Source organism: Dellaglioa sp. CoH-56-MRSF-12, assembly GCF_056782075.1.
Genome location: NZ_JBXAYD010000163.1, coordinates 1 through 240 on the forward strand (window position 1 = coordinate 1; position 240 = coordinate 240).

1 protein-coding gene is annotated in these 240 nt (G+C 55.8%); it reads right to left on the bottom strand.

Going from position 1 to position 240, the window contains the following annotated elements; all coding sequences use genetic code 11:
- Nucleotides 1–240 (bottom strand): DNA polymerase beta superfamily protein (locus AC1RPY_RS08165; RefSeq protein WP_481763183.1); only part of this gene is annotated, 240 nt, incomplete at both ends.

The window sequence follows — 240 nt, forward strand, 5'->3', positions numbered from 1 at the left end:
GAAGATACTCACGGAAATTGCCCTTGGCCATAGACCTGTAATGGTGCATCACCGGGATCGGGTTGTACATCTTCTCGGCTAGCGCCACCAGATGCGCATTGGGTCGATAGATGATCGGTGAATTCGTCCACTCCAGAACCTGCGGGTTCGACTTGCTCATCTGGTACACTGCCTTGTCCGCGTCCCAGCCCGCAAAATCCATGATATCCGTGTCGATCCCGAGATCGCGCAGCACCTCGG